Origin of the sequence: Rhodococcus sp. BH5 (assembly GCF_027583855.1) — a bacterium.
In the GTDB taxonomy this organism is placed as follows: Bacteria; Actinomycetota; Actinomycetes; order Mycobacteriales; family Mycobacteriaceae; genus Rhodococcus_F; species Rhodococcus_F qingshengii.
The window spans coordinates 1,004,365-1,028,296 of the sequence record NZ_JAJHVW010000001.1 but is presented as its reverse complement, the minus strand read 5'-3'; the positions used below and the strand labels follow the sequence as shown (position 1 = coordinate 1,028,296).

General features: G+C 63.5%; 28 protein-coding genes. 15 read left to right on the top strand and 13 right to left on the bottom strand.

Annotation, left to right across the window (positions count from 1 at the left end; genetic code table 11):
• Window positions 1-5: 5 nt before the first annotated feature.
• Window positions 6-404, bottom strand: a complete 399-nt coding sequence (locus RhoBH5_RS04710) for an Rv3235 family protein (protein WP_270007986.1) — start codon at window positions 402-404, stop codon at window positions 6-8.
• Between the two features lie 271 nt (window positions 405-675).
• Between RhoBH5_RS04710 and RhoBH5_RS04705 the strand changes: the two genes are divergently transcribed.
• The 6 genes from RhoBH5_RS04705 to RhoBH5_RS04680 all read left to right on the top strand — a co-directional run bounded on the left by RhoBH5_RS04705 (window position 676) and on the right by RhoBH5_RS04680 (window position 6,906).
• Window positions 676-1,101, top strand: a complete 426-nt coding sequence (locus RhoBH5_RS04705; RefSeq protein WP_003940859.1) for an HAD-IA family hydrolase — start codon at window positions 676-678, stop codon at window positions 1,099-1,101.
• On the top strand, window positions 1,095-2,504 hold the full coding sequence (locus tag RhoBH5_RS04700) for a WS/DGAT/MGAT family O-acyltransferase (protein WP_007731194.1): 1,410 nt from the start codon (window positions 1,095-1,097) through the stop codon (window positions 2,502-2,504). The genes RhoBH5_RS04705 and RhoBH5_RS04700 overlap by 7 nt, the downstream gene beginning before the upstream one ends.
• A 23-nt stretch (window positions 2,505-2,527) precedes the next feature.
• The gene (locus RhoBH5_RS04695) at window positions 2,528-3,028 is read left to right on the top strand and encodes a DUF6912 family protein (RefSeq protein ID WP_030535010.1); all 501 of its coding nucleotides are present in this window, start codon (window positions 2,528-2,530) and stop codon (window positions 3,026-3,028) included.
• Between the two features lie 92 nt (window positions 3,029-3,120).
• On the top strand, window positions 3,121-4,239 hold the full coding sequence (locus RhoBH5_RS04690; RefSeq protein ID WP_003940928.1) for a ferredoxin reductase: 1,119 nt from the start codon (window positions 3,121-3,123) through the stop codon (window positions 4,237-4,239).
• Window positions 4,240-4,263: 24 nt separating this feature from the next.
• On the top strand, window positions 4,264-5,526 hold the full coding sequence (locus RhoBH5_RS04685; protein ID WP_003940901.1) for a fatty acid desaturase family protein: 1,263 nt from the start codon (window positions 4,264-4,266) through the stop codon (window positions 5,524-5,526).
• Between the two features lie 138 nt (window positions 5,527-5,664).
• Window positions 5,665-6,906, top strand: coding sequence for a fatty acid desaturase family protein (locus tag RhoBH5_RS04680; RefSeq protein WP_003940700.1), 1,242 nt, complete (start codon window positions 5,665-5,667; stop codon window positions 6,904-6,906).
• Window positions 6,907-7,020: 114 nt separating this feature from the next.
• Here RhoBH5_RS04680 and rsgA read toward each other — a convergent pair whose 3' ends face one another.
• Both rsgA and aroA read right to left on the bottom strand, forming a co-directional pair.
• Entirely contained in the window at window positions 7,021-8,058 is a 1,038-nt protein-coding gene (rsgA, locus tag RhoBH5_RS04675) for a ribosome small subunit-dependent GTPase A (RefSeq protein WP_037129054.1), read from the bottom strand.
• On the bottom strand, window positions 8,007-9,320 hold the full coding sequence (gene aroA, locus RhoBH5_RS04670; protein ID WP_042922161.1) for a 3-phosphoshikimate 1-carboxyvinyltransferase: 1,314 nt from the start codon (window positions 9,318-9,320) through the stop codon (window positions 8,007-8,009). The genes rsgA and aroA overlap by 52 nt, the downstream gene beginning before the upstream one ends.
• A 49-nt stretch (window positions 9,321-9,369) precedes the next feature.
• Here aroA and RhoBH5_RS04665 point away from each other — a divergent pair, with 49 nt between their 5' ends.
• Window positions 9,370-10,122: an SOS response-associated peptidase gene (locus RhoBH5_RS04665; RefSeq protein ID WP_020969226.1), complete on the top strand. Its 753-nt coding sequence runs from the start codon at window positions 9,370-9,372 to the stop codon at window positions 10,120-10,122.
• Window positions 10,123-10,125: 3 nt separating this feature from the next.
• Here RhoBH5_RS04665 and RhoBH5_RS04660 read toward each other — a convergent pair whose 3' ends face one another.
• Window positions 10,126-10,839 (bottom strand): SIMPL domain-containing protein, encoded by a 714-nt coding sequence (locus tag RhoBH5_RS04660; RefSeq protein WP_030535006.1) that lies wholly within the window; start codon window positions 10,837-10,839, stop codon window positions 10,126-10,128.
• Window positions 10,840-10,863: 24 nt separating this feature from the next.
• Window positions 10,864-11,358: a Cys-tRNA(Pro) deacylase gene (gene ybaK, locus RhoBH5_RS04655; protein WP_007731205.1), complete on the bottom strand. Its 495-nt coding sequence runs from the start codon at window positions 11,356-11,358 to the stop codon at window positions 10,864-10,866.
• Window positions 11,359-11,565: 207 nt separating this feature from the next.
• Between ybaK and RhoBH5_RS04650 the strand changes: the two genes are divergently transcribed.
• Window positions 11,566-12,264: a sigma-70 family RNA polymerase sigma factor gene (locus tag RhoBH5_RS04650; protein ID WP_042922166.1), complete on the top strand. Its 699-nt coding sequence runs from the start codon at window positions 11,566-11,568 to the stop codon at window positions 12,262-12,264.
• A complete protein-coding gene (gene rsrA, locus RhoBH5_RS04645) occupies window positions 12,261-12,542 on the top strand; it encodes a mycothiol system anti-sigma-R factor (protein WP_003940722.1) in 282 nt (93 codons plus the stop codon). The genes RhoBH5_RS04650 and rsrA overlap by 4 nt, the downstream gene beginning before the upstream one ends.
• Before the next feature lie 102 nt (window positions 12,543-12,644).
• Here rsrA and RhoBH5_RS32635 read toward each other — a convergent pair whose 3' ends face one another.
• A complete protein-coding gene (locus RhoBH5_RS32635; protein ID WP_022597109.1) occupies window positions 12,645-12,719 on the bottom strand; it encodes a 50S ribosomal protein bL37 in 75 nt (24 codons plus the stop codon).
• Between the two features lie 136 nt (window positions 12,720-12,855).
• Between RhoBH5_RS32635 and RhoBH5_RS04640 the strand changes: the two genes are divergently transcribed.
• Together RhoBH5_RS04640 and RhoBH5_RS04635 are read left to right on the top strand one after the other, a co-directional pair.
• The gene (locus RhoBH5_RS04640) at window positions 12,856-13,071 is read left to right on the top strand and encodes a biotin/lipoyl-binding carrier protein (RefSeq protein ID WP_007731208.1); all 216 of its coding nucleotides are present in this window, start codon (window positions 12,856-12,858) and stop codon (window positions 13,069-13,071) included.
• Window positions 13,072-13,079: 8 nt separating this feature from the next.
• A complete protein-coding gene (locus RhoBH5_RS04635) occupies window positions 13,080-14,582 on the top strand; it encodes a sensor histidine kinase (RefSeq protein WP_003940890.1) in 1,503 nt (500 codons plus the stop codon).
• A 119-nt stretch (window positions 14,583-14,701) separates the two neighbouring features.
• Here the strand turns inward: RhoBH5_RS04635 and RhoBH5_RS04630 are convergent, their stop codons facing one another.
• Together RhoBH5_RS04630 and RhoBH5_RS04625 are read right to left on the bottom strand one after the other, a co-directional pair.
• Complete coding sequence (locus RhoBH5_RS04630; RefSeq protein WP_003940950.1) at window positions 14,702-14,956, bottom strand: WhiB family transcriptional regulator; 255 nt, start codon at window positions 14,954-14,956, stop codon at window positions 14,702-14,704.
• A 255-nt stretch (window positions 14,957-15,211) separates the two neighbouring features.
• Window positions 15,212-16,168 carry a diacylglycerol/lipid kinase family protein gene (locus tag RhoBH5_RS04625; RefSeq protein ID WP_007731209.1) on the bottom strand — a complete coding sequence of 319 codons (957 nt, stop codon included), beginning with the start codon at window positions 16,166-16,168 and terminating at the stop codon, window positions 15,212-15,214.
• 41 nt (window positions 16,169-16,209) lie between these two features.
• Between RhoBH5_RS04625 and RhoBH5_RS04620 the strand changes: the two genes are divergently transcribed.
• Window positions 16,210-16,680, top strand: coding sequence for a hypothetical protein (locus tag RhoBH5_RS04620; RefSeq protein ID WP_270007985.1), 471 nt, complete (start codon window positions 16,210-16,212; stop codon window positions 16,678-16,680).
• Between the two features lie 42 nt (window positions 16,681-16,722).
• Here the strand turns inward: RhoBH5_RS04620 and RhoBH5_RS04615 are convergent, their stop codons facing one another.
• Together RhoBH5_RS04615 and RhoBH5_RS04610 are read right to left on the bottom strand one after the other, a co-directional pair.
• Complete coding sequence (locus RhoBH5_RS04615; protein ID WP_003940724.1) at window positions 16,723-17,202, bottom strand: GNAT family N-acetyltransferase; 480 nt, start codon at window positions 17,200-17,202, stop codon at window positions 16,723-16,725.
• A 17-nt stretch (window positions 17,203-17,219) separates the two neighbouring features.
• The gene (locus RhoBH5_RS04610) at window positions 17,220-17,843 is read right to left on the bottom strand and encodes an acid phosphatase (RefSeq protein ID WP_080552758.1); all 624 of its coding nucleotides are present in this window, start codon (window positions 17,841-17,843) and stop codon (window positions 17,220-17,222) included.
• 71 nt (window positions 17,844-17,914) lie between these two features.
• On the opposite strand from RhoBH5_RS04610, the gene RhoBH5_RS04605 reads away from it, so the two are divergent.
• Window positions 17,915-18,712 (top strand): ParA family protein, encoded by a 798-nt coding sequence (locus tag RhoBH5_RS04605; protein ID WP_030535000.1) that lies wholly within the window; start codon window positions 17,915-17,917, stop codon window positions 18,710-18,712.
• A gap of 13 nt (window positions 18,713-18,725) precedes the next feature.
• On the opposite strand, the gene RhoBH5_RS04600 is transcribed toward RhoBH5_RS04605, so the two are convergent.
• Both RhoBH5_RS04600 and RhoBH5_RS04595 read right to left on the bottom strand, forming a co-directional pair.
• Window positions 18,726-19,928, bottom strand: coding sequence for an Rv3212 family protein (locus RhoBH5_RS04600; RefSeq protein WP_030534999.1), 1,203 nt, complete (start codon window positions 19,926-19,928; stop codon window positions 18,726-18,728).
• Window positions 19,929-19,937: 9 nt separating this feature from the next.
• Window positions 19,938-21,542: a DEAD/DEAH box helicase gene (locus RhoBH5_RS04595; protein ID WP_030534998.1), complete on the bottom strand. Its 1,605-nt coding sequence runs from the start codon at window positions 21,540-21,542 to the stop codon at window positions 19,938-19,940.
• 377 nt (window positions 21,543-21,919) lie between these two features.
• Between RhoBH5_RS04595 and RhoBH5_RS04590 the strand changes: the two genes are divergently transcribed.
• On the top strand, window positions 21,920-22,615 hold the full coding sequence (locus RhoBH5_RS04590) for a ferritin-like fold-containing protein (protein WP_029255047.1): 696 nt from the start codon (window positions 21,920-21,922) through the stop codon (window positions 22,613-22,615).
• Between the two features lie 107 nt (window positions 22,616-22,722).
• The gene (locus RhoBH5_RS04585; protein ID WP_003942312.1) at window positions 22,723-22,953 is read left to right on the top strand and encodes a DUF3107 domain-containing protein; all 231 of its coding nucleotides are present in this window, start codon (window positions 22,723-22,725) and stop codon (window positions 22,951-22,953) included.
• 69 nt (window positions 22,954-23,022) lie between these two features.
• Here RhoBH5_RS04585 and RhoBH5_RS04580 read toward each other — a convergent pair whose 3' ends face one another.
• Window positions 23,023-23,694 carry a TetR/AcrR family transcriptional regulator gene (locus tag RhoBH5_RS04580; protein WP_003942309.1) on the bottom strand — a complete coding sequence of 224 codons (672 nt, stop codon included), beginning with the start codon at window positions 23,692-23,694 and terminating at the stop codon, window positions 23,023-23,025.
• Window positions 23,695-23,932: the final 238 nt, after the last annotated feature.

Below are 23,932 nucleotides of genomic sequence, written 5' to 3'. Positions count from 1 at the left end.
GACGGTCACACCACGTGTAGTGCGGTGACCGTCCAGCCTGTTTCGTCTGTGTGGTCGATCCGGCCTGCGACGGCAAAAGTCTGCGTGCCTCGTGTGTACGTCGCACAGACTTCGGCGGTACTCTCCGACACTGCTTGAACGTGGGTGCGGTGAACGGCCGCGCCGCCCAGCTTCCGGGCCGAGAAATCCGAAGTGTAAAGTCTCGCAACAACTTCCAGGACGGACGGCGTCAACACGCCCTTGAGTTGCCGTGGATTTCGTCGTCGGTCGACGGTTTCGAGAACCAGACGTAGTGATCGGTTCCAGAAGATGTCGGCACCTACCAGCCGCGGTTCCGGAGCGTGAGTGAACCCGGTACTGGGCGACGTTCCGTTGTGTGGCGTCTTTCGCGGGCGACGCAACATCCGGTCTGTTCGGCACTGCGTTCGGTCTGGCCGGCACTGCGTTCGGTCTGGCCGGCACTGTGGCCGCGACAGCACGACGGTATGCGGGTGAGGCTCGAATTGCGGCGCCGGCTCGAGAACGATCTTGCAGTCCTGCTCCATGACATCCCCCCGGATGATCCTGCGTCCGAGACAGCTGTCTCGGACTTCGCTCCCCCGAGCGATGGTGAGAAGCATGACACGAATCGCTCGAGATGTCGCCGTGATCACCATCGCGACTTAGGGTGATGGCGTGCGGGGACTTCTGTTGGATGTCGGTGGCGTGCTGTTCGGTCCGGGATCGGATCTCGACGGCTTGAGCGCGGTCGTGCGCGCGGTGAAGGCCCGCGGAATCGTGACGGGAATCGTCAGCAACGATCCCGGCGGCGCCAGTGCTCAGTGGTTGCGGGATCTCGGCGACGGGGTCTTGGTCGACGACGTGATCTTGTCCGGTGATGTCGAGATGGCAAAGCCCGACGCCGAGATCTATCTGTTGGCAGCGAGTCGTTTGGGCGTCGAGCCGGAGGATTTCGTTTTCGTGGATGATCTCGAAATCAACGTCCGGGCGGCTGTGGCCGTCGGGATGGTCGGGGTCCATCACGTCGGCTCGGAATCGACCATCGAGGAGTTGTCGATTCTGTTCGATCTCGGCGAAGGAGGGGACACGAAGCCATGGTGAACAGACTGACGACTCAGGATGCCGCTTTCTACTTCCTCGAAGCCGGGACGACGCCGATGCATGTCGGCTCGTTGGGGATCTTCAGGCAACTGCGAAACGGGATCGATCACGAGGAGTTGCTTCGACTTGTCGAAGAGCGGCTCGGATCGGTTCCGCGGTACCGACAGAGAGTTCGCGAGGTGGCGTTCGGTCTGGCCCGCCCCGTCTGGGTGGACGACTCGGATTTCGACATCACCTATCACGTTCGCCGATCTGCTCTGCCCAAACCGGGTTCCGACGAACAGCTGATGGATCTGATCGCGCGGCTGACGTCGAGACCACTCGACAGCACGAGGCCGTTGTGGGAGATGTACCTGGTCGAGGGGCTGACCAGAAACAGATTTGCCATCTTCACGAAGTCTCATTCGTCGTTGGTGGACGGCGAGGCGGCTCCCGAGATCAGTCAGGTGATCTTCGATCCGGAGAAGAATCGAGCGCCAGGCCCCGAAGAATTGTGGATGCCCGCCAGGCCGCCGAGCGATACCAGCTTGTTGGTCAGTGCACTGGCAGATCTCGTGACGAGCCCGGGGGAGGGGATCGCGCGGGCGCGTGCAGCGTTCAACGACGTGACCACGTCCGTCACCGAGGCAGTGAGTGCACTCGGGAAGCTTGCAGAAGTGGTTCGAACGGCGACCCAGGTGGCCCCGTCGAGCCCGCTCAATGCCACCATCTCGCGCAATCGGCGCCTTGCGGTGGCCAAGACGTCTCTGGAGGACTATCGACGCATTCGTGCGCGGTACGGGTGCGAGATCAACGACGTGATCCTGACCGTCATCGCGGGTGCGATGCGGAACTGGTTGCTCTCGCGCGGTGAACCGGTGACCGAGGCGACCATCGTGCGAGCGATGGTGCCCATGTCGGTCTACACCGACGGCCCGGAGAGTCCTGACGTCGACGATCCGCAAGCGCCCGGACATGTTTCCTCGTTCCTCATCGACCTGCCTGTCGGTGAACCCAACGCGGTGGTTCGGCTCTCGCACGTGGCCCATGCGACGGAGGCATTCGCGCGTCAGGGTCGGCGGGTCACCGCGCAGACGATGGTGCGAATGTCCGGGTTTGCGCCGGCGACGCTGCATGCGATGAGCTCGCGTGCGGCCAGCAGTCTGTCGCAGCGAATGTTCAACTTGATGATCACCAATGCGCCAGGGCCGCAATTTCCGCTCTACCTCGGTGGGGCTCGGATGCTCGAGATGTATCCCGTGTCGCCACTACTCAAGAATCAGACACTCAGCATCGCCCTGACGTCGTACGACGGAAATGTCTACTACGGTTTGAATGCCGACCGTGACGCGATGTCGGACGTCGACGTCGTTCGTTCGCTGATCTTCGAGTCACTCGAGGAATTGACGGATGCGAGTCGGTGACGAACGAGCATGAAGGTGGTCTCATGAGGGTGTACGTACCGGCGACGGTCGAGATTTTGCAGCAGTTGGTCGCAGATCAGGAGTTCGACCCGATGAGCCGGACGGCTTTTGCGGTCACCCCGACTCTGCGTGAGTCGTACGCGGCGGGGGACGACGACGAGTTGGCCGAGGTCGCCATGGGTGAGGCTGCGCGTGCGTCGCTGCGGCTGATCGCCGGAACCGAGGGTGACGTCACCTTCCGGCGTGCTGTCGTTGCCGCCGACGTCGACGATGCCGATGTGAAGTTACGGCCAGATCTCGACGATTCGGTAGTCCGATTGGCGGGTCCTGTCACGATGGCTCAGGTTGCATCTGTGCATGTCGACCTCGAACAGGCAGAATCGGACATCGAGCGCGCTGCTGGCATAGTCGACGCGGCAGATCTCGGTGACGCCGATGCCGAGTTCACGCTCGGTGACGCGGAGGACCACGAGTTGGCGTGGTACGCCGCGCAGGAGTTGCCGTTCTTGCTCGACCTGCTGTGAATGTGCTTACCGTGAAGTAACCTACGGTACCGTAACCTGATAACCTACGGTACCGTAGGCAGTGGGTTCGGAAGGTGAGAGGTGGAGGTCTGATGGGTCTGAAGGACTGGATCGAGGCACCGGCAGCGTCGGTAGTTCCGGCAGCGCGGTCGAAGCTCAATCTGCTTCGCGGTGCGGCGGCTCGGCTGACCACACCATTGCTTCCCGACGACTATCTTCACCTCGCGAATCCGTTGTGGTCCGCCCGCGAGCTGCGCGGCCAGATCGTCGAAGTCCGGCCCGAGACCACGGACTCGGCGACCATCGTCATCAAGCCGGGTTGGGGATTCGACTTCAACTACCAGCCAGGGCAGTACATCGGCATCGGTCTGCATATCGACGGCCGTTGGCATTGGCGGTCGTACTCACTTACCTCGCCTCCCAACTGGGAGAACAAGCGCATTTCCATCGCGGTCAAGGCCATGCCCGAGGGCTTTCTCTCGAGCCACCTCGTCAGCGGGGCCGTGCCGTCGGGAACCATCGTTCGACTGGCCACGCCTTCGGGCAACTTCGCGTTGCCGGATCCGCCACCGGAGAAGATCCTGTTCATCACTGCCGGCAGTGGCATCACTCCGGTCATGGGCATGTTGCGGACGATGAACCGGCGCGGTCAATTGCCCGACGTCATGCACATCCACTCGGCTCCGACGGAATCCGACGTGATGTTCGCCGACGAACTCACAGCACTGCACGCCGAGCACGAGGACTTCGTGAGCCACGTTCAACTCACGCGACGTGACGGAAAGTTCAAACTCAGTTCTCTCGACACGGTCTGCCCCGACTGGCGCGAGCGCCACACCTGGGCGTGCGGACCCCTCCCGTTGCTCGACGAGCTCGAAGACGTCTGGAAGGCGGAAGGCATCGAGGATCGACTCCACATGGAGCGGTTCGCCGTATCGCGCATCGACGCTTCGGCCGACGGTGGCACGGTCACGTTCGAGAAGTCGGGTAAGACGATCACCGTCGACGGGGCGACGACGCTTCTGGAGGCAGGCGAGCAGTCCGGTGCCTTGATGCCGTTCGGTTGCCGCATGGGCATCTGCCAGACGTGTGTCGTACCTCTCGTTGCCGGCCACGCGATCGATCTACGCTCGGGGAAACAGCACGCGGAGGGCGAGCGCATCCAGACGTGCATCTCCGCCGCCGCCGGCGACTGTACGCTGGACGCATAGCTTCTAGGCACACGGAGGACCACGGTGGCCATCACCGATATCAAAGAGTTTTCGCACCTCACCGAGGCCGATGTCGAAGCTCTCGGACGTGAACTCGATCAGATTCGACTCGACATCGAAGACTCTCGTGGGATCCGGGACGCCCGCTACATTCGTCGCGTCATTCGCGTCCAGCGGGCGTTGGAGCTCGGCGGGCGTATCGCACTGTTCGGCAGTCGGTACCGACCGGCATGGTTGGTCGGCACGACCCTGCTGAGCCTGTCGAAGATCATCGAGAACATGGAGCTCGGGCATAACGTCATGCACGGGCAATGGGACTGGATGAACGATCCCGAGATTCACTCCGTCTCGTGGGAGTGGGATCAGACCGGTCCTTCCGAGCATTGGAAGCGCGCCCACAACTACCAGCACCACACGTACACCAACGTCGTCGGTATGGACGAGGATCTCGGTTTCGGGATTCTGCGTATGACTCGTGACGAGCCGTGGAAGCCGATCAACCTCTTCCAGCCGATCGCCAACGTGATCTTGGCGGCCACGTTCGAGTGGGGCATCGCGCTGCACGACCTCACGGCGGCAGCCGAGTTGGAGGGCGCGGAAAAGGGGCAGCTGAACTCGCAGGCGAACAAAGACTTCGCGCGCAAGATCTTTCGTCAGGTGGGCAAGGACTTCATCTTGTTCCCGGCGCTGACGGGGCCGGCGTGGAAGTCGACCATGTCGGCCAATGCGACCGCGAACCTCGTGCGCAACCTGTGGGCGTACGTCGTCATCTTCTGTGGCCACTTCCCGGACGGTGCCGAGAAGTTCACGGTTGCCGAATTCGAGCAGGAGACTCGTCACGAGTGGTACCTGCGCCAGATGCTCGGTAGTGCGAACTTCAATTCCGGCAAGCTCATGGGACTCATGAGCGGCAATCTGAGCTACCAGATCGAGCACCACGTGTTTCCCGATCTGCCGAGCAACCGCTATCCCGAAATCGCTGTGAAGATGCGTGCATTGTGCGAGAAGTTCGATCTCCCGTACACCACCGGCTCGCTCTTCAAGCAGTATCTTCTGGCTCTGCGCACCATCCACAAGTTGGCTTTGCCGGACAAGTGGCTGACCGCAACCTCGGACAATGCTCCGGAAACGTCTTCGGAACTGCGGTTCCGCGACTCGGGATTCCGGGACGCAGCCATGGCGATGGTCGAGGACCTTCGTACCGATCCGATCACCGGTAAGCGTCTCGGTTTGTTGACCGCACTCAAGTCGCAGGCCCGTTCCCGCATGCCGAAGCGCCGGAAGTGATATAGGTTACATCGGGAAAAACCTAACCTACGGTGCCGTAAGTTACGCTACAGTAGGTGCAGTTGATCTGAACGATTCGAATCGATGATCGTTCTGCACTTACTACTTTGCGCCTAACTCACTGCTAGGAGGCTTTCCATGGCGATTGCAGATGTCAAGGAATACGCACATCTCACGGACGCCGACATCGAAGCGCTCGGCCGCGAACTCGACGCGATTCGTCGCGACATCGAGGAGTCGCGCGGCGAGAAGGATGCGCGATACGTGCGCAACGTCATTCGTCTGCAGCGTTCGCTCGAAATCGGCGGCCGCGCAGTGCTTTTCGCCAGCCGTCGTCGTCCGGCGTGGCTCGCCGGAGTTGGCCTGCTGACGCTCTCGAAGATCATCGAGAACATGGAACTCGGGCACAACGTGATGCACGGGCAGTGGGACTGGATGAACGACCCGGAGATCCACTCCACCTCGTGGGAGTGGGACGTCACCGGCCCGTCTGCGCACTGGAAGCAGACCCACAACTACCTGCATCACAAGTACACCAACGTCCTCGGAATGGACGACGACGTCGGATACGGACTCCTCCGCGTCACCCGCGATCAGCGCTGGAAGCCCTTCAACGCCGGCAACCTGGTCTACAACACGCTGCTCGCGCTGTTCTTCGAGTACGGCATCGCCGCACAGCACCTCGAGCTCGGCAAGGTGGCCAAGGGCCGCGCCGACAAGGAAGAGACGCAGCGCAAGCTCCGTGAGGTCGGCGAGAAGATCGGCAAGCAGGTCCTGCGCGACTACGTCATCTACCCGGCCATCACCGGCCCGGCGTGGAAGAGCACGTTGTCGGCCAACTTCACCGCCAACACTCTGCGGAACGTGTGGACCAACGCGGTCATCTTCTGCGGCCACTTCCCGGACGGTGCCGAGAAGTTCACCAAGGAAGACATCGACAAGGAAACGCAGGCTCAGTGGTACCTGCGTCAGATGCTCGGCAGCGCCAACATCGAGGGCAGCGCGCTCATGGACTTCATGACGGGCAACCTGAGCTACCAGATCGAGCACCACCTGTTCCCCGATCTGCCCAGCAACCGCTACAAGGACATCGCGGTCACGGTGCGTCAGCTCGCGGACAAGTACGACTTGCCGTACACGACGGGCCCGCTTGCCGTGCAGTACGCCAAGTCCTGGCGAACCATCGCCAAGCTGTCGCTGCCCAACAAGTACCTCAAGGACACCGTCGACAATGCGCCCGAGACGGCGTCGGAGCGGATGTTCGACGGCGAACTGACCTCGACTGTCGATCCCGTGACCGGGCGTCGCAGTGGCCTCAAGAGCGCCATCGCACGTAAGCGCAAGAGCGGAAAGCTGCGCAGCCTCCTCGGCCTGCGCTGATCGTCGACTGCGCTGATCGTCGACTGCGCTGACCGTAGACAGCAAGCGGCCCGACACCATTCGATGGTGTCGGGCCGCTTTGCTGTTCTCGCCCGGAACGTCGCTCGGGGGCGCTCAGTACTGATCGTTGGACTTGATCGCTTCCAGCAGTTGTCGCACAGCGACGACGCGTCGCGCTGATTTGCCCTCCAACAGGTCGAGCTTGCATTCGGGATCTGCCGGCGGTCCGAGGTGCGTGCATCCGCGCGGGCAATCCTCGATCGCCGCAGCGAGATCCGAGAACGCCGCCACCACGTTCTCGGGCGAGATGTGCGCCAGACCGAACGAACGGATGCCCGGGGTGTCGATCACCCAGCCGCCACCGGCGAGAGGGAGTGCCACCGATTGCGTCGACGTGTGCCGGCCCTTGCCGACGCCGGATACTATGCCGACCGCTCGATTGGCATCGGGGACAAGGCGATTGACCAGTGTCGACTTTCCGACGCCGGAATGTCCGATCAGGGCGGTCAACTTGTGCTCGAGGATCTGCGTCAGTTCGTCCAGGGGATCGTCGCGACCGGCGACGACCACTTGGATGTCGAGGTCGGCGAACGTGCTCGCGAATTCCTCCGGCGGTTCGAGGTCGCTCTTGGTCAGGCAGACGATCGGCGTCAGGCCACCCACGTAGGCGGCGACCAGTGCGCGCTCGACGAAGCCGGTGCGCGGTGGGGGATCGGCGAGTGCCACGACGATGAGAAGCTGCTCCGCGTTCGCGACGACGATACGTTCGAAGGGATCGGTGTCGTCGGCGGTCCGTCGCAGAACCGTCGAACGCTCGGAGACCCGGACGATGCGCGCCAGGGTGTCGGTTTTGCCCGACAGATCGCCGACTATGTCCACCTGATCGCCGACGACGATGGGGGTTCGGCCAAGTTCGCGGGCGCGCATCGTGACGATCAGCCGGTCGGGATCGCCGCCGAGGACGCAACCCCAACGGCCACGATCCTTCGACACCACCATCCCCGATTCGGCCGAGAGATGTTCGGGCCGAGTCTTCGTACGGGGGCGGGATCCGCGCCCGGGGCGTACCCGGACGTCGGACTCGTCGTACTGCCGCGGACTCAGAAGCTTGCCTTCGGTGTCGCAGGCGAACTCTCGAGCATGTCGATCCACATGTTCTCGAAGCCCGGCAGTGTCTTGGCTGTGGTTCCGACATCGTCGACCTCGACACCGTCGACGACCAGGCCGATGATGGCGCCGGCTGTTGCCATGCGGTGGTCGGCATACGAGAGCCATTGTCCGCCATGGAGTTCCGCGGGAACGATCGTCAGGCCGTCATCGGTTTCGGTGACGGAGCCGCCGAGTTTGTTGATCTCGTCGGCGAGGGCGGCGAGACGGTCTGTCTCGTGCCCGCGCAGGTGCGCGATTCCTCGTAGATGCGAGGTGCCCTCGGCGAGAGCGGCCAGGGCCGCCACGGTGGGGGTCAGCTCTCCCACGTCGTGGAGGTCGATGTCGATGCCGCGCAGTTTCTCCGGACCGCGGACGGTCAGGACACCATCGGCGAGAGTGACGTCGGCCCCCATCGAGGCGAGGATCCCGCGGATCGCGTCGCCGGGTTGCGTCGTCGACGACGGCCACATCGGGACGCTGACGGTTCCGCCGGTCACTGCGGCAGCGGCCAGGAACGGTGTGGCGTTGGAGAGATCGGGTTCGATCGCCCAGTCCACGGCGCGCACCGGCCCCGGTGCCACACGCCAGGTGTCCGCGTCACCGCCCGTGGCTGGCGTCGTCACGGAAACTCCGGCCTCGCGGAGCATCTCGACGGTCATGTCGATGTGTGGCATGGACGGGACGGGCTTGCCGTCGTGATGGACGGTGACACCCTCTTCGAACGCAGCAGCCGAGAGCAGGAGACCGGAGACGAACTGCGACGAACCGGATGCGTCGATGGTGACCGTCCCGCCGCGTAGGGACCCGGTTCCGGTGACGGTGAACGGGAGTGCGTCACCCTCGATCCGAGCGCCGAGACCGCGCAGTGCTTCCAAGATGGTGCCGAGCGGTCGTGTGCGTGCTTGCTCGTCGCCGTCGAAGTGGACGATGCCGTCGGCCATCGCGGCGAGTGGCGGCAGGAAGCGCATCACGGTGCCGGCCAGGCCGCAGTCGACCTCGCCGCCGCGCAGGGGTCCAGGGGTGATGCGAAGCGTGGTCGCATCACCGGCTTCCTCGACGCCGATGCCGAGGTCACGCAGAGCTGCGATCATCAGGTCGGCGTCACGGCTGCGGAGTGCACCGGTGATCGTGGACGGGCCATCCGCAAGTGCGGCCAGAATCAGAGCTCGATTGGTGATGGACTTGGATCCGGGCAGCGTCACCACTGCATCGACGGGTGCTTGGGCCCTCGGGGCGCTCCACAGACTCAGACTCACATGGTCCATCTTCTCTCATCGGTGGGGGAATGGTCGAAACCGTGCCACCCTGGGTGTCATGTGCGGAAGGTATGCGACCACAGCGGACCCGGCCACCCTGGCGGTGGAACTCGACGCGCTCGACGAGACCGACCACTCGGCGCCCGTCGAAGCCGATTACAACGTGGCCCCCACGACCGAGGTGTTGACCGTCGTCGAACGCCACGATCGGGAGAACCCCGACAGCGATCCGACCAAGAGGATCCGGCGGATGCGGTGGGGATTGGTGCCGTCGTGGACCAAGGAACTGGGCAAAGGTCCGGTCCTGTTCAACGCCCGCGCCGACTCGCTGGCGGAGAAGCCGGCGTTTCGGACCGCCTTCAAGTTCAAGCGTTGCCTGGTCCCCATGGACGGGTGGTACGAGTGGCAGACCGAGGCCACCGGGGGGAAAAAGGCAGCGAAGATTCCTTACTACATGCACCCCGACGACGGATCACGGCTGTTCATGGCGGGCGTGTGGTCTGCCTGGCGGGACCCGAGGGTCGAGAACGCGAGCCCCGTCCTGAGCTGCTCGATCGTCACGGTCGACTCTCTCGGTCACCTCGAGCAGGTTCACGACCGCATGCCCCTCGCCCTGCCTCGTGACCGCTGGGAGGCGTGGCTCGATCCCGACAACACCGTCGATTCGGCCCTGCTCGAGCCGGTACCGGACCTCTTCGAGCGGATCGACGTCGATCGAGTCCGGCCGCTGGTCAACAGTGTCAAGAACAACGGGCACGAGTTGATCGAGCCGGACGTCGACCGTGCCGGCGAGCAGATCAGCCTGCTCTAGCAGTCAGCCGAGAGCCCAGGTGACGGTCACTTCGAACGAGACCTGCTGGGTTCCCGGGGCGAGAACCATGTCGGACATCGAGGCGTCGGGAGCGCGCATGGTCTGACCGCCACTCGTGTCGTGTGCCTCGGTGATGGTCACGACGTTTTCGAGCGACGTCCCGGACAGATCCGCGTACTGCTCGGCACGGTTCTTCGCGTCCTCGAAGGCACGGGTGCGAGCGTCGGCCAGAAGCTGAGAGTCGTCGTCGATGGCGAAGGCGACGTTACCGAGCCGTGCCGCGTTTCCGCCCGCCGCGATGCCGGCGTCCAGGACAGAAGAGGCCTTGTCGAGATCGCGGACGACGATTCGTACCGAGTTGGTCGCCCGGTAGCCGGTCACGTTGCCGCCGACGAACGGTCCGCCGCTGGCGTCGTACTGCGGCTGGACGGACAGATCGCTTGTCTGCACGTCCTCGGGGGCAACCCCGGCGGCGACTATCGCGTCGATCATCTGACGGGCCTTGTCATTCGCCTCCGAGACTGCTCCCGATACATCCGGGGCAACCACCTCGATGCCGATGTCGGCATTGAGGATGTCCGGCGCCCCGCGGACCTGCCCTGATCCGACTACCGTGACTTCCTTGGCGGCATTGTCCGAACTCCCGCAGGCCGTCAGCGAGACGGTGAGAGCTGCCGTCGCAGCGGTCAGTGCAAGAGTTTTCAGGTGTGGTCGCATGGTGAGACCGTAGCGACCGGATACTCAGCCCGCCGTGATTTGCGCCGTGACCGCGCCACTGAGCTGCGCGAGGTCCGTCGGAGCCAGCTCGATTTCGAGCCCGCGTCGGCCGGCGCTGCAGAGAATGCGGTCCCAGTCGAGCGCCGACGCATCGATCACTGTCGGCAGTTTCTTGCGCTGGCCGAGCGGTGAGATACCGCCGAAGACGTAGCCGCTCGAGCGCTCGGCTTCGGCGCGATCGGCCATGACGGCTTTGCTCGCACCGAGGGCAGCGGCTGCTGCCTTGAGGGAGAGCTTGTCCGGGACCGGCAGGACCGCGACGGCGAGCTTGCCGGTGTCGAGTTTGACGACCAAGGTCTTGAAGATCTGGGCGGCCTCGACGCCTGTCGACTCTGCCAGTGCAGTGACCGCCTCGTCGCCGAAAGATTCGGCGCGAGGATCGTGGTCGTAGCTGTGGACGCGGTGCGGTGTCTTCGACTTGTCGAGAAGTACGGTCGCAGGGGTCGCTGTTCCGGCCATGTCGAACACCCTATGCGGATCGCCGACAGGTGCATTCGACCAGGCCGGGAACAGAGTCGCTGACTCCCGTGTTGGTACCAGTTGATGAAACTTGTCCCGAGAAGCGAAGGAGCGACCGTGCTGGCTGTGTGTGAGCCACCACCGGCCCGTGGGTCGGATCTTCAGTTGGCGGTAACCTTGATCCCTACGGCTAGTGAAGGGATCAGAGTGCTGGAACACGACCGGCCCAAGGACGAACCGTCAGGGGTAGCTGAACCTATCGACGGCGCAGTGTCCGAAACGCCCGAAACTGCGGATGAGTTGATTGCCCGGTTCGAGCGCGACGCGCTCCCGCTGCTCGACCAGTTGTACGGCGCTGCCCTGCGCATGACGCGGAATCCCGCTGATGCCGAGGATCTCGTGCAGGAGACGTACGTCAAGGCGTACACCGCTTTCCGTTCGTTCCGTGCCGGTACCAACCTGAAAGCCTGGCTGTACCGGATTCTCACGAACACCTACATCAACTCGTACCGCAAGAAGCAGCGCCAACCCGCGCAGTATCCGACGGACGAGATCACCGACTGGCAGTTGGCCGCCACCGCCGAGCACACTTCGACGGGGCTGCGATCGGCCGAGGTGGAGGCGCTCGACGCGTTGCCTGACGACGACATCAAGGCGGCGCTGCAGTCGCTTCCCGAGGAATTCCGTATGGCCGTGTACTACGCCGATGTCGAAGGATTCCCGTACAAGGAGATCGCGGAGATCATGGGCACACCCATCGGAACGGTGATGTCGCGACTGCACCGTGGTCGCAAGCAATTGCGTGGTCTTTTGGCCGATGTCGCAAAAGACCGGGGATTCAATCGGGACGGCGCGGTCGACACAGCCACAGTCGCAGCCACCGAGACGGAAGGTGTCACACGATGAGTGAGCAGGACGAATTCGAAAGGCTCGACTGCTCGGCAGTCATCGCCGACGTCTGGTTGATGCTCGACGGTGAATGCGACGATTCAAGTCGTGCTCGCCTGCAGCGTCATATCGACGATTGTGGATCGTGCCTCGAGGCCTACGGGATCGAAGAGAAGGTCAAGAGCCTGATCAACCGTAAGTGCGGCGGAGACCATGCGCCGGAAAGCCTGCGTCAGAGGCTCACCGTCGAGTTGCGTCGGACCATCGTCATAACGACTACCGAAACCGACAGCTAGCCCGTCAGCGAAGATCTGAGCGGCAGCAGTCGGAAGGCAGTAACGCCGAGGGGCGGGGAAGCAATGCTTCCCCGCCCCTCGGACGTTTTGTTGCGCTACATGTCAGGCGTTTGGACGCTTGCCATGGTTAGCGGCGTTGCCCTTACGGCTGCGCTTCTTACGACCACGCTTACCCATGATTGGTCTCCCTTCTGTTTCTTTCGCGTCATTGTTTCACGCCGATGCCGGTGTGGTTCCATTGGCAGGTCGATCGAGTGATCCGTCGACGTATTTTCGTGGTCAGAGTGCCGTTCCGACAGAAGTGAGGTTCACGATGGCAGAAGACGTGCGCGCCGAGATGGTTTCGACGGTCTACCAGGTCGTCGTGAGCGAGGGAGACGTCGTTGCGGACGGCGACACCCTGGTCATCCTCGAATCCATGAAGATGGAGATTCCCGTCCTGGCCGAGGTTCCGGGAACGGTGACGACGGTGGGCGTCAAGGTCGGCGACGTGATTCAGCAAGGCGATCTGATCGCCGTGATCTCCTAAGCCGGACGATGTCCACTCTCAGCGACCTCCTCGCCGAACACACCGACCTTCCCGGTGCGGCGGTCGACCATCTCCAGCGCGTCGTGGGGGAGTGGCAACTGCTCGCCGACCTCTCCTTTGCCGACGTTCTCTTGTGGGTGGGCACCGAATCGGAGAAGAACCGATCCGAGGGGACGGTCATCTGCGTCGCGCATTGCCGGCCGACAACGGCATCGACGGCTTTTCCGGAGGATGCGGTCGGAACGGTCGTTTCCGAGTCCGAGCACCCGCAGGTTCTTCGCGCTCTCGTGGAGGGCCGCGTCGTGCGCGGGGAAGACGAGACGTGGCGTGAAGGAATGCCGCCGCGTCGGGAAGCCGTTCCGGTGCGTCTGGACGGGCGAGTCATCGCTGTTCTGAGCCGCGACACCAACTTGTCGCACCAGCGAGCGCAGAGTCCGCTCGAACTCGCGTATCTCGATTGCGCCGAAGACCTGTGTCAGATGATCAGCGACGGAACCTTCCCGATCCGAGAATCGCGCTCCGACACGAACTCGAGCCCACGTGCGGGCGACGGCTTCATCCGTCTCGATACCGAAGGCACAGTCGTCTATGCCAGCCCGAACGCCCTCTCGGCCTATCACCGGATGGGTCTGAGCTCGGATCTGGTGGGCCAAGACCTCGCGGCACTGACCCGTTCGTTGGTCACCGACCCGTTCGAGTCTCAGGAAGCTGCGGGATACATCCGAGATACGTTGGCGGACAAGCCCGGTCGCCGTATGGAGATCGAGGCGCGCGGGGCAACCGTTCTGCTGCGGGCCCTGGTTCTCAAGCCTGGCGGCCGGCATGTCGGTGCTGCGGTCGTCGTCCGCGACGTCACCGAGGTCAAGCGTCGTGATCGCGCTCTCCTGAGCAAGGACGCAACCATCCGCGAGATTCACCATCGAGTGAAGAACAATCTGCAAACCGTCGCGGCGCTTCTGCGTCTACAGGCCAGGCGAACCGGCAACGACGAAGCGCGACAAGCGTTGACAGAGTCGGTGAGGCGCGTGACGTCCATCGCCCTCGTTCACGACACCTTGTCGATGTCGGTGGACGAAGAGGTGGATCTCGACGAGGTGATCGACCGGTTGGTTCCCATGCTCTCCGATGTCGCGGGAGTAGGTGTGCCGGTGACGATTCGGCGTGAGGGCAGTTTCGGAGTGTTCTCCGCCGAGCGCGCCACCCCGCTGGTCATGGTGCTGACGGAGTTGGTGCAGAACGCGATCGAGCACGCTTTCGATCCGGGTGTGACCGGCACGGTCACACTCAGTGCCGAGCGTTCTGCACGCTGGTTGGACGTGATCATCCACGACAACGGGCGCGGACTGCCGGAGAACTTCGACCTCGAGAAGTCCGATCGGCTCGGACTCCAGATCGTGCGGACTCTGCTGGGCGCCGAACTCGGTGGCTCGCTCGGACTGCACCCGGGAAGCGGAGGCGGTACCGACGCGGTTCTGCGTGTGCCGCTCGGTAGACGTTCTGCGCGTTACTGATTCGAGCCGCGTTAGCGATTCGAGCAGACAAAAAGCCCGGCACCATGTGGTGCCGGGCTGTCGTCTTCGACTGTGCAGAGGGGCTGTTCTCCGCCGCGAGTCGAACGTCTCGGTTCTACCTAGACGGAAGTGCGTGCACGGGTACGTGCGTTACGACGCTTGAGTGCGCGACGCTCGTCTTCGCTCATTCCGCCCCAGACGCCTGCATCCTGGCCGGACTCGAGAGCCCACGACAGGCACTCGGCGGTGACGGGGCAGCGGTTGCAGACAACCTTGGCATCAGCGATCTGAGCGAGGGCCGGTCCGCTGTTTCCCACGGGGAAGAACAGTTCGGGATCCTCGTCGCGACAGATTGCGTTGTGGCGCCAGTCCATCTTTTTTCGCTCCTTAATTGGGTGTGTATTCACACCATTTGGTACCAATGAGTTTGTGTGTGCGTCATCAATGTTTCCGCACTGTTACTTGTGAATGCTTTCACGAACTCGCGGTATGTCAATAGGTTTGAACGGGTTCGTGGGCCAACTCACTAATTTGTGACACACCTGACGGCCACCTGGGCGTCACCGGCATTTTACCCGATTTCGACCTTTTGGCACCAGAGTTTTTGCAGGTCAAACGTGTTGCCTGACTCACGTCGTAATCGGTGCGAACACTTCCAGCGCATCCGGGACCGAGGTGAATTCGACCTTTTCACGAAGTCCGATGTAGTCGCCGTCCATCTGGAGTCCGATCGGTCGCGACGATTCGATGGTGATTGTCGGGACGTCGTCGGTGCGTAAGAGGACCTTCGATTTCGGCTCCGCGCCGCGTGCGAGTAGTTGCCGCACAACCCGCAGGGACGGCAGAACTTTGGTGCTCGTCATGGCGAAGATGCCGAGTCCACTGTCGAAGGTCGTTCCCGGATTGGTGTGGACGGGACGCTCTTCCAGATATGTCCACGGGCTCGAGTTCGAGACGAATGCGTAGTGGACTCCGGAGACGGGATCCTGATCGGGAAGGTGGACGGTCAGCGCTGGTTCGGCTCGCTTGGCACGGAAGAACGCCGCGATCGCGGTTCGGACATACCGGGCGGGTGTGGCGGCGTCACCGTTCTTACGGCTGGCGTCGACGGCCTCGCACACATCGGCGTCGAGGCCCATTCCGGCGTTGAACGTGAACCAACGGTTGTCGCAGTGTGCGAGCCCGATTCGGCGCCTGGTCCGTTCGGAGAGGAGGTCGACGAGTTGGTTCGTGGCGTCGATCGGGTCGGCGGCAATACCGAGTGAGCGCGCGAAAACGTTTGCCGAGCCGCCTGGGACGACAGCGATCGTCGGGATCGGACCGACCGGAACCGATTTCATCGACGCGGGATGCGGTGACCCGAGCAGTCCGTTGACCACTTCGTTGACCGTTCCGTCGCCACCGTGGACGATCACCGAGCCGAAGCCGTCTTCGTGGGCTTCGCGCGCCAGTTCGGCGGCATGACCCCGATGTGTGGTGTGCGCCACAGTAAGTCGCACCCGACTCTCGAGGGCGTGTGCCAACAGGTCACGACCGGCAGCGGTGGTGGAGGTGGCATTGGGGTTGACGATCAGCAGTGCGCGCACGGGGCATGAGCCTATCCGGTGTCGTGTTCTAGGCTGGCCTCGTGCCGAATACCGCCAGTCCGAACGCCCTGCCCAAGACAGTCACATGGGCAGGTGCCCTCGTGACGCTTCAAGGGCTGGTTGCCGCCGGGTTCGCGATCGTCGCAGTGATTCGCGGTGCAACCGGCCACGATCAGAGCGTCACCAACGGATACGGATTTGCCGCGTGGGTCGCGATCCTCGGCGGCGCGGTGTTGGCTGCCGGTATCGCTTTGCTGACGGGCCGCCGGTGGGGCCGGGCAATCGCCGTCGTCGCGCAGTTGCTGCTCCTGCCGGTCGCCTGGTCGCTCCTGACCGATTCGCATCAGGTGCCGCTCGGCATCGTTCTGGGTGTCATCGTTCTCGGCGCTCTGGGCTGCCTGTTCTCGGCTCCGACGTCTCGATGGATGGCAGCGGAGTACGGAGCGTACGCAGACGAGGTGTCGCCGGAAGAGGGGCGCCCGGACGAGACCGAAGAGCCGCGGGACAAGTAGGACGGAACGCCTACGCTGCTTCAGACCTACTCAGCTTCCGCTCTACTCAGCTTCGGCGGCGAGAGCTCCGAGGTGAGTACCGGTCAGGCGATACGTGGTCCACTCCGTCTTCGCGTCGGCACCGAGTGACTCGTAGAACTTGATCGAGGGGGTGTTCCAGTTGAGCACCGACCAGGACAGCCGGGTGTAGTCGTTGTCGGTGCACTCCTTGGCGAGCGCGGCCAGAAGAGCCTTCCCGTGGCCTGATCCGCGCTGACTGGGCTTGACGTACAGGTCTTCGAGGTAGATGCCGTGAGCGCCGTCCCACGTCGAGAAATTGCGAAACCACAATGCCATGCCGACGACGTCGTCGGCCGAATTCACAGCGACGTGCGCGAAGGCCGTCGCGGCCGGCCCGAACAACGCCTCGCCGATCTGTTCCGCCTTCACGGTGCACTCGTCGAGGGCCTTCTGGTAGTCGGCCAACTCGTAGATCATGTCGGTGATCGGCTGGACGTCTGCGGGCGTGGCGCGTCGGATCATAGGGAGAATCTTAGGCCTCAAGCCTCGACGAGCGGCGGCACGTTGTGATGGACGAGGTGGGTGGCGCCGTGCTCGTAACCGAGAACCGAGTATGCGCCGGGGGACAATGCGAAACGCTTTCCTTCCGTCACCGGGAGCTCGAGCCAGCGGGCGATGAGTGCGCGTGAGAAGTGGCCGTGCCCGATCAGGATCACGTCGCGTTCGGGTAGTTGCGAACGCACCATCGACAGCACCATGTCGGTGCGGGCGTGGATCTGATCGGCCTGCTCGCCGCCGGGGCACGGGTGCGTCCAGACGGTCCAATCGGGCACCGTTGCGCGGATCTCGGGCGTCGTGAGGCCTTCGTAATCGCCGTAGTCCCATTCGGACAGCGCGTCCCAGGTTCGCTCTTCCGGCAGGCCGGCGAGATCACCCGTCAACTGTGCGCGCAGCCGCGGACTCGTCAGAATCATGGGGTTCCGGAGGTCGAGGGTTCGCAAGCGATTTCCGGTCGCGGTTGCCTGCATCTCGCCGAGCGGAGTCAGCGGAACCTCGGTCCGGCCCGTGTGTTTCCCGGTGCGTGCCCACTCGGTTTCACCGTGTCGCATGAGTACGACGCGAGCACCGAGGGGGATCGACGAGGGGGCGGACTGGGACGTCATGTCGACCATCATTGCAGGCTGCCTCGCGTGTGTAGCTCGCCTCCTGGCGCGAAGTGCGCAAGGATCTACGTGTGACGACGGTTCTCGCAGTGGCGAATCAAAAGGGCGGCGTGGCTAAAACCACCACCGTCGCTTCTCTCGGTGCGGCTTTGTCCGCGCTCGGACAACGAGTTCTGGTGGTGGATCTCGACCCGCAGGGCTGCCTGACGTTCTCGCTCGGACACAACCCGGATCGCCTCGAGCGTTCGGTCAACGAGGTCCTGGCGGGTGATCTCGACGCGGTCGACGCCGTGCTGAAGACGGACGACGGTATGGATCTCCTGCCGGCCACGATCGATCTCGCGGGCGCCGAAGCGCTGCTCCTGATGCGACCCGGTCGAGAGTTCGCGCTCAAGCGGGCGCTGTCTCCGCTCCTGGGCTCTTACGACGTCATCATCATCGACTGCCCACCGTCGTTGGGTGTGCTCACACTCAACGGATTGACTGCGGCGCAGTCGGTTCTGGTTCCACTGCAATGCGAAACCCTCGCACACCGCGGCGTCGGACAGCTGCTGCGTACGGTTCGTGAAGTCCAAGCCATCACCAACCCGGATCTTGTTCTGCTCGGCGCACTTCCGACTCTGTACGACGCTCGAACCACGCACAGTCGCGACGTGCTCGCCGATGTCAGCGACCGCTACTCCCTGGCCGTTCTGGCGCCTCCGATCCCACGCACCGTCAAGTTCGCCGAGGCGTCCGCGTCGGGCGCGACGGTCCTCGCCGGACGAAAGAACAAGGGTGCGGATGCCTATCGTGAACTCGCGGACAATCTCGTAAAGCATTGGGCTGGAAACGAAGTCGTGACTTTCGCGCCGGAGCTGGCGATCTGAGGAAGGTGAGCTTCTAGCGCAGCGCGAACAAGGTATCGCCGCGCTGTTCCAGAATCGTCTCGCCCGCACTGGCGAGCACGATCGGTGTCGCCGTCTCACCGCGGTCGACTGCGATCATGCGCTGCACCGCTCCGTCCGACGGACTGACGGCTGCAATGCCGCCCGGAACGGGGATGAGCATCTGACCGGCAACCATGCTTCCGGGTCCGGACGTTCCGTTGACGATCCACGTCGGAGCCAGATCGCTCAGGCGCAGGTTGACGGTCTGCGAGCCGGTCCACCACGTGATCGAAGCCTTGTCGGCGTGGGTGCGGGCGCCTTCGGTCACCGTTCCCTCGATCGGATAGTCGACGATCGGATTGCCGGATCCGTCGAAAATGGTGATGCGAGAAACGGTTCCGTTGGCGGCAGGGAGGTAGACGGCCGTCTTTTCGCCGGCCACGGCAAGCAGGCGGGCGCCCTCGGAGTCGAGGAGAATCGCGGATCCGTACTCTTCGGGTTCCTGGGCGTCCTTGGGTGCGGGATTCATCACCGTCAACCTGTTGGAGGCTTCACCGGGGCAGCGCTCGAGTACCGAGACTCGGTTGGCGCTCGACGCAGCGTCGAGCAGCGTGCATCCGGTGCGGGGTTGCTTGTTGGGGTTGACCTTCGCGTCGACCCGGCCGTACTCGAGGGTTCGGACGAGGTCCGAGCGCCACAGCTCCATTCGCTCACTGCCGCGCGAAATCAGGTAGGTGCCGTCCGCTGAAAGGCTGACCGCAGAATCGGCGTCGCTGTTGCGCTGGTCCTTTCGGGCGCCGGTGTCGGCGACCAGCGACGTGACCTGAGAGCAACCGCGATCGTCCTGATAGACGCTGACGACGCGATCCCACGAACCGATCGCGCCGCACAGCGGAATGTTGCGCGCGTATCGCCATACTTCTTCGCCCGTTGCCGGATCGCGGCCGATCACCTCGGAGCCGTCGGCGGTGACGACGGCATTTCCGACGGTGATCGGTGCCGTCGAGTCGGCACTGGGAGATTCCCACGTCTGCTTCAGGATGTCGGGTAACAACACCGACGTCGACAGAGGTGGGAGTGGAGATTCGGCGGTGACCGAGGTGGTTCCGCGCGCATCACTGCGCAACCACACAACGGTCACCGCCACGATTACGGCCAGCGCGATTGCCAGCGCACCGATGACATCTGAGCGAGTACGCCTTTCGGGAGCCAGCACATCGGCAGCTTACTCTGCGGCGCCTGCCGTCGCGGAAGCCGCGGGGCGACGACGCCGACGGCGACGCGGCTTGGCCGCTCCGTCTTCGTCCGAGTTCTCGGCAGCGGTTGCCGCGGGTGCCGAAGGGGGAGCTGTGGTGGCGCCGGCGGTGGTGGACGTCGCAGCGTCGGTCGAAGCGCCGGCGCGGGTGCGGCGACGGGTCCGGTTGCGGCGGGGAGCGGCTTTCTCTTCGTTGCCGTCCGAGTCGGTCGACTTCGGCGCGTCTGCTTTGTCCGTTGCTGCTTTGTCCGTTGCTGCCTTCTCAGGGGCGGCCTTGGCCTTGCGAACAGTGCCCTTGGCATCGGCCGGAATGGACAACTCTTCGTAGAGGTGCGGCGAGCTGGAGTAGGTCTCGACCGGGTCGGGGATTCCGAGGCTCAGTGCCTTGTCGATGAGCTGCCAGCGAGGGATGTCGTCCCAGTCGACCAGCGTGACGGCGATGCCGGTGCGTCCGGCGCGGCCGGTACGACCGATGCGGTGGACGTAGGTCTTCTCGTCCTCGGGGCACTGGTAGTTGATGACGTGGGTGACGTCGTCGATGTCGATACCGCGGGCAGCGACGTCGGTGGCGACCAGAACGTCGACCTTGCCGTTACGGAAGCCCTTCAGCGCCTTTTCACGGGCGATCTGGCCGAGGTCACCGTGGACGGCACCGACGGAGAAGCCGCGCTCGGCGAGATCGTCGGCGACTTTCTGGGCTGTGCGCTTGGTGCGGGTGAAGATCATCGTCGCGCCGCGGCCTTCGGCCTGCAGAACACGGGCGACCATCTCGGCCTTGTCGAGCGCGTGTGCACGGTAGATGTGCTGGCTGGTGCGATCGTGCACCGCGGAGGATTCGGCCTCTTCGGCGCGGATGTGCGTCGGCTGCGTCAGGAAGGTGCGAGCCAGGGTGATGATCGGGCCGGGCATCGTCGCGGAGAAGAGCATCGTCTGACGCTTGTCGGGGACCATGCCCATGAGGCGTTCGATGTCGGGGAGGAATCCCAGGTCGAGCATTTCGTCGGCCTCGTCGAGGACGAGAACGCCCACCTTGCCCAGGATCAGGTGCGACTGGTTGGCGAGGTCGAGCAGGCGACCCGGGGTGCCGACGACAACGTCGACGCCCTTCTGGAGTGCCGAGATCTGCGCCTCGTACGGACGGCCGCCGTAGATGGGCAGAACCTGGAGACCACGATCGCCGACGCGGAGGTACTTGCTGGCGTTCTCGAGGTCGCGGGCGACCTGGATGCACAGCTCGCGGGTGGGAACGATGATCAGAGCGCGGGGCGTGCCGTCGAGAACAGCTGTGCCGTTCTCGGCGGTGACGATGCGATGCAGGAGCGGGACGCCGAAACCGAAGGTCTTGCCCATTCCGGTGCGGGCCTGACCGATGAGGTCGTCACCGGCGAGAGCCAACGGAAGGGTGAGTTCCTGGATGGCGAAGGTGCGCTCGATGCCGATCTCGTTCAGTGCGCGGACGATTTCGTCGCGGACACCGAGTTCGGCGAAGCTCGGGGGTACATGGGTGTCGTCGAGCTGGACGGAAACGGTGTTCTCGGTTGCTTCGTCTTCGTGGTCGACAGTGATCTTGCTCAGGGGACTAGCCTTTCCTCGTGGCGGTACGCACGCACAAGGTAAGGGGCCAGGCCGTAAGTCGGCCGATGTCGATGCCCTCTTTTTCTTCGGTCATGCCTACGCCTCAGCACTGAATTCCACTCGGACGAATTCGAACCGTCCGGAGATCTCGGCGAAGCGGGCGACAACCGTCGATGCAGGTGCGCGCACATTATCGGTGGGGTTCGTGTGAATACAGCCGTCCCGGCTAACCAATTGGCCCGGGGGAACTGGCGAACTCCCAAGACCATTGTAGCTGCACGTTGTCCGTCCCTCGCGATGACATGTCGAAGATCACCGAATCGGACATGCGGTCCTTGCCGGTCGCGTCGGCCGTCGAAGCACTACAGTTCGTAGTCATGGGCGCACACGATCTTGATGCTTCGACGGACGCTGGAACCGGAGGCCGAGTCGCTTCCGATCACCCTGGCGTGATCGATTTGTTTGCCGTTCTCGCGTATGGCGAGATTTCGGCGTTCTACCGTTTGGCGGAGGACGCACAAATGGCACCGGACCTGCGAGGCAAGGTGGCGTTCGCCAGCATGGCCGCCGCCGAGATGGACCACTTCGAGACTCTGGAAACGGCGTTGACGGAACGTGGCCACGAGATCTTCGCCGTCATGGACCCGTTCGTTCGAGCTCTCGACAATTACCACGCGTCGACGACACCGTCGACGTGGCTGGAATCGCTCGTGAAGGCGTACGTCGGCGACGGAATCGCTGCCGACTTCTATCGCGAGATCGGGCACTCCCTCCCGGCGGATGTCGCGGAAATCGTCGAGGACGTGCTGTCCCAGACGGGCCACTCGGAGTTCGTGGTGCTCGAGGTGAAGGCAGCAGTGGAGGCCAGTACTCGCGCCAAGGACCGGTTGATGCTGTGGGGACGCCGTCTTCTGGGCGAAGCAATCACGCAGGCACAGTTCGTGCTGGCGCAGCGTGAAGATCTCACCGATCTGGTGATCTCCGCCTCCGGCGACCTCAACGGAGTTGTCGCGTTGTTCGACGGCATGCAGGCGAAGCATGCCGAGCGGATGGCGATTCTCGGACTCGTCTAGGTGCCTGTTCGCTCTGGGCACAGCGTGCAGAGGAGCGTGGGCGGTCGTTGCTGCATTAGCCTTGCGTCGACAACGGATGTAATTCACGAACAGTTCGGAGGTTGACCGTGGAGGTCAAGATCGGTGTAATCGACAGCCCGCGTGAGCTCATCGTCAACAGCGAACAGACCCCTGACGAGGTCGAGACACTGGTCGCGGCTGTCCTCGGTGGCCGCGAGCCGGTTCTGGCTCTCGTCGACGACAAGGGCCGCAAGTTCCTGGTGCAGGCTTCTCGTGTGGCGTACGTGGAGATCGGTCCGTCCGATATCCGCAAGGTCGGATTCGCGCCTACCGTCTGACGCGTAGCTGTAACAGCAGAATGGGCGGGCAGTCGTGAGACTGCCCGCCCATTCTCGTTCGGGTTCCGGTTACTTCGTTTCGGCTTGCAGCGGCACGTGTGAGAGACCGCCCCACGCGAGGGTCACGGTGATTTCCACGGCTTCTTCCTTCGGGATCGGCCGCGCGGCTTCGAGCCAGTACCGCGCAGTGAACTGGCTGGCACCGACAAGACCGACCGCAAGGATGCGCGCGCGGTACGGATCGAGTCCGGAATCCTGACTCACCAGGTCGAACACGGCGTCGACGCAGGCTTCGGTGGCTTGTTCGACGCGTGTCTGGACCTGAGGTTCGCCCATGATGTCGGACTCGAACACCAGGCGGAAGCCCTGGGAGTCGTTGTCGACGAAGTCGAAGAACGCCTGGACCGCGGCGCGGACACGCTGTTTGTTGTCCGTCGTCGATCGCAGGGCCTGGCGTACACCCGAGATGAGGCTGTCGACGTAACTCTGCAGGACTGCGACGTACAGTTCGAGTTTGCCTGGGAAATGTTGGTACAGAACTGGCTTGCTGACACCGGCACATTCGGCGATCTCGTCCATGCCGGCCGAGTGGTACCCGTTCGCAACGAATACCTCACTTGCAGCTGCGAGGAGCTGGAGGCGGCGCGCATCGCGCGGGAGGCGGGTGCTGCGACGTGTTCCGGCAGGCTTGCCAGCCGTTGTACCGCGATCGGAGTCAGTCCGATCCGCGAGTTCTGTCATGTCGCTTCCAATCTGAGCAAAAGTAATTCGGTCGGCGCGCGGATCCGCGAGTCGCGTGTGCGTACCCGCCAGTATCCTCCGTCACACCGGTCGTAGCCGAATGAACGATACCGTGTGTCGCCCGGGCGAGTCGCGCGTGCCTCGGTGAGCGAGACCAGCGGTCTTTCTCGTTACAGGACGGGCTGCCATGACACGCCAGGACCAGCAAGTTTCGGTCAGCCCGGGCGAGCGACTTGCC

Excerpts from the sequence above, each read along its gene's own strand:
- RhoBH5_RS04710 (WP_270007986.1), bottom strand. The coding sequence starts at position 404 with ATGTTGCGTCGCCCGCGAAAGACGCCACACAACGGAACGTCGCCCAGT.
- RhoBH5_RS04700 (WP_007731194.1), top strand. The coding sequence starts at position 1,095 with ATGGTGAACAGACTGACGACTCAGGATGCCGCTTTCTACTTCCTCGAA.
- RhoBH5_RS04695 (WP_030535010.1), top strand. The coding sequence starts at position 2,528 with ATGAGGGTGTACGTACCGGCGACGGTCGAGATTTTGCAGCAGTTGGTC.
- RhoBH5_RS04690 (WP_003940928.1), top strand. The coding sequence starts at position 3,121 with ATGGGTCTGAAGGACTGGATCGAGGCACCGGCAGCGTCGGTAGTTCCG.
- RhoBH5_RS04680 (WP_003940700.1), top strand. The coding sequence starts at position 5,665 with ATGGCGATTGCAGATGTCAAGGAATACGCACATCTCACGGACGCCGAC.
- aroA (WP_042922161.1), bottom strand. The coding sequence starts at position 9,320 with ATGGACCATGTGAGTCTGAGTCTGTGGAGCGCCCCGAGGGCCCAAGCA.
- RhoBH5_RS04665 (WP_020969226.1), top strand. The coding sequence starts at position 9,370 with ATGTGCGGAAGGTATGCGACCACAGCGGACCCGGCCACCCTGGCGGTG.
- RhoBH5_RS04660 (WP_030535006.1), bottom strand. The coding sequence starts at position 10,839 with ATGCGACCACACCTGAAAACTCTTGCACTGACCGCTGCGACGGCAGCT.
- ybaK (WP_007731205.1), bottom strand. The coding sequence starts at position 11,358 with ATGGCCGGAACAGCGACCCCTGCGACCGTACTTCTCGACAAGTCGAAG.
- rsrA (WP_003940722.1), top strand. The coding sequence starts at position 12,261 with ATGAGTGAGCAGGACGAATTCGAAAGGCTCGACTGCTCGGCAGTCATC.
- RhoBH5_RS04640 (WP_007731208.1), top strand. The coding sequence starts at position 12,856 with ATGGCAGAAGACGTGCGCGCCGAGATGGTTTCGACGGTCTACCAGGTC.
- RhoBH5_RS04635 (WP_003940890.1), top strand. The coding sequence starts at position 13,080 with ATGTCCACTCTCAGCGACCTCCTCGCCGAACACACCGACCTTCCCGGT.
- RhoBH5_RS04630 (WP_003940950.1), bottom strand. The coding sequence starts at position 14,956 with ATGGACTGGCGCCACAACGCAATCTGTCGCGACGAGGATCCCGAACTG.
- RhoBH5_RS04615 (WP_003940724.1), bottom strand. The coding sequence starts at position 17,202 with ATGATCCGACGCGCCACGCCCGCAGACGTCCAGCCGATCACCGACATG.
- RhoBH5_RS04610 (WP_080552758.1), bottom strand. The coding sequence starts at position 17,843 with ATGACGTCCCAGTCCGCCCCCTCGTCGATCCCCCTCGGTGCTCGCGTC.
- RhoBH5_RS04590 (WP_029255047.1), top strand. The coding sequence starts at position 21,920 with ATGGGCGCACACGATCTTGATGCTTCGACGGACGCTGGAACCGGAGGC.
- RhoBH5_RS04580 (WP_003942309.1), bottom strand. The coding sequence starts at position 23,694 with ATGACAGAACTCGCGGATCGGACTGACTCCGATCGCGGTACAACGGCT.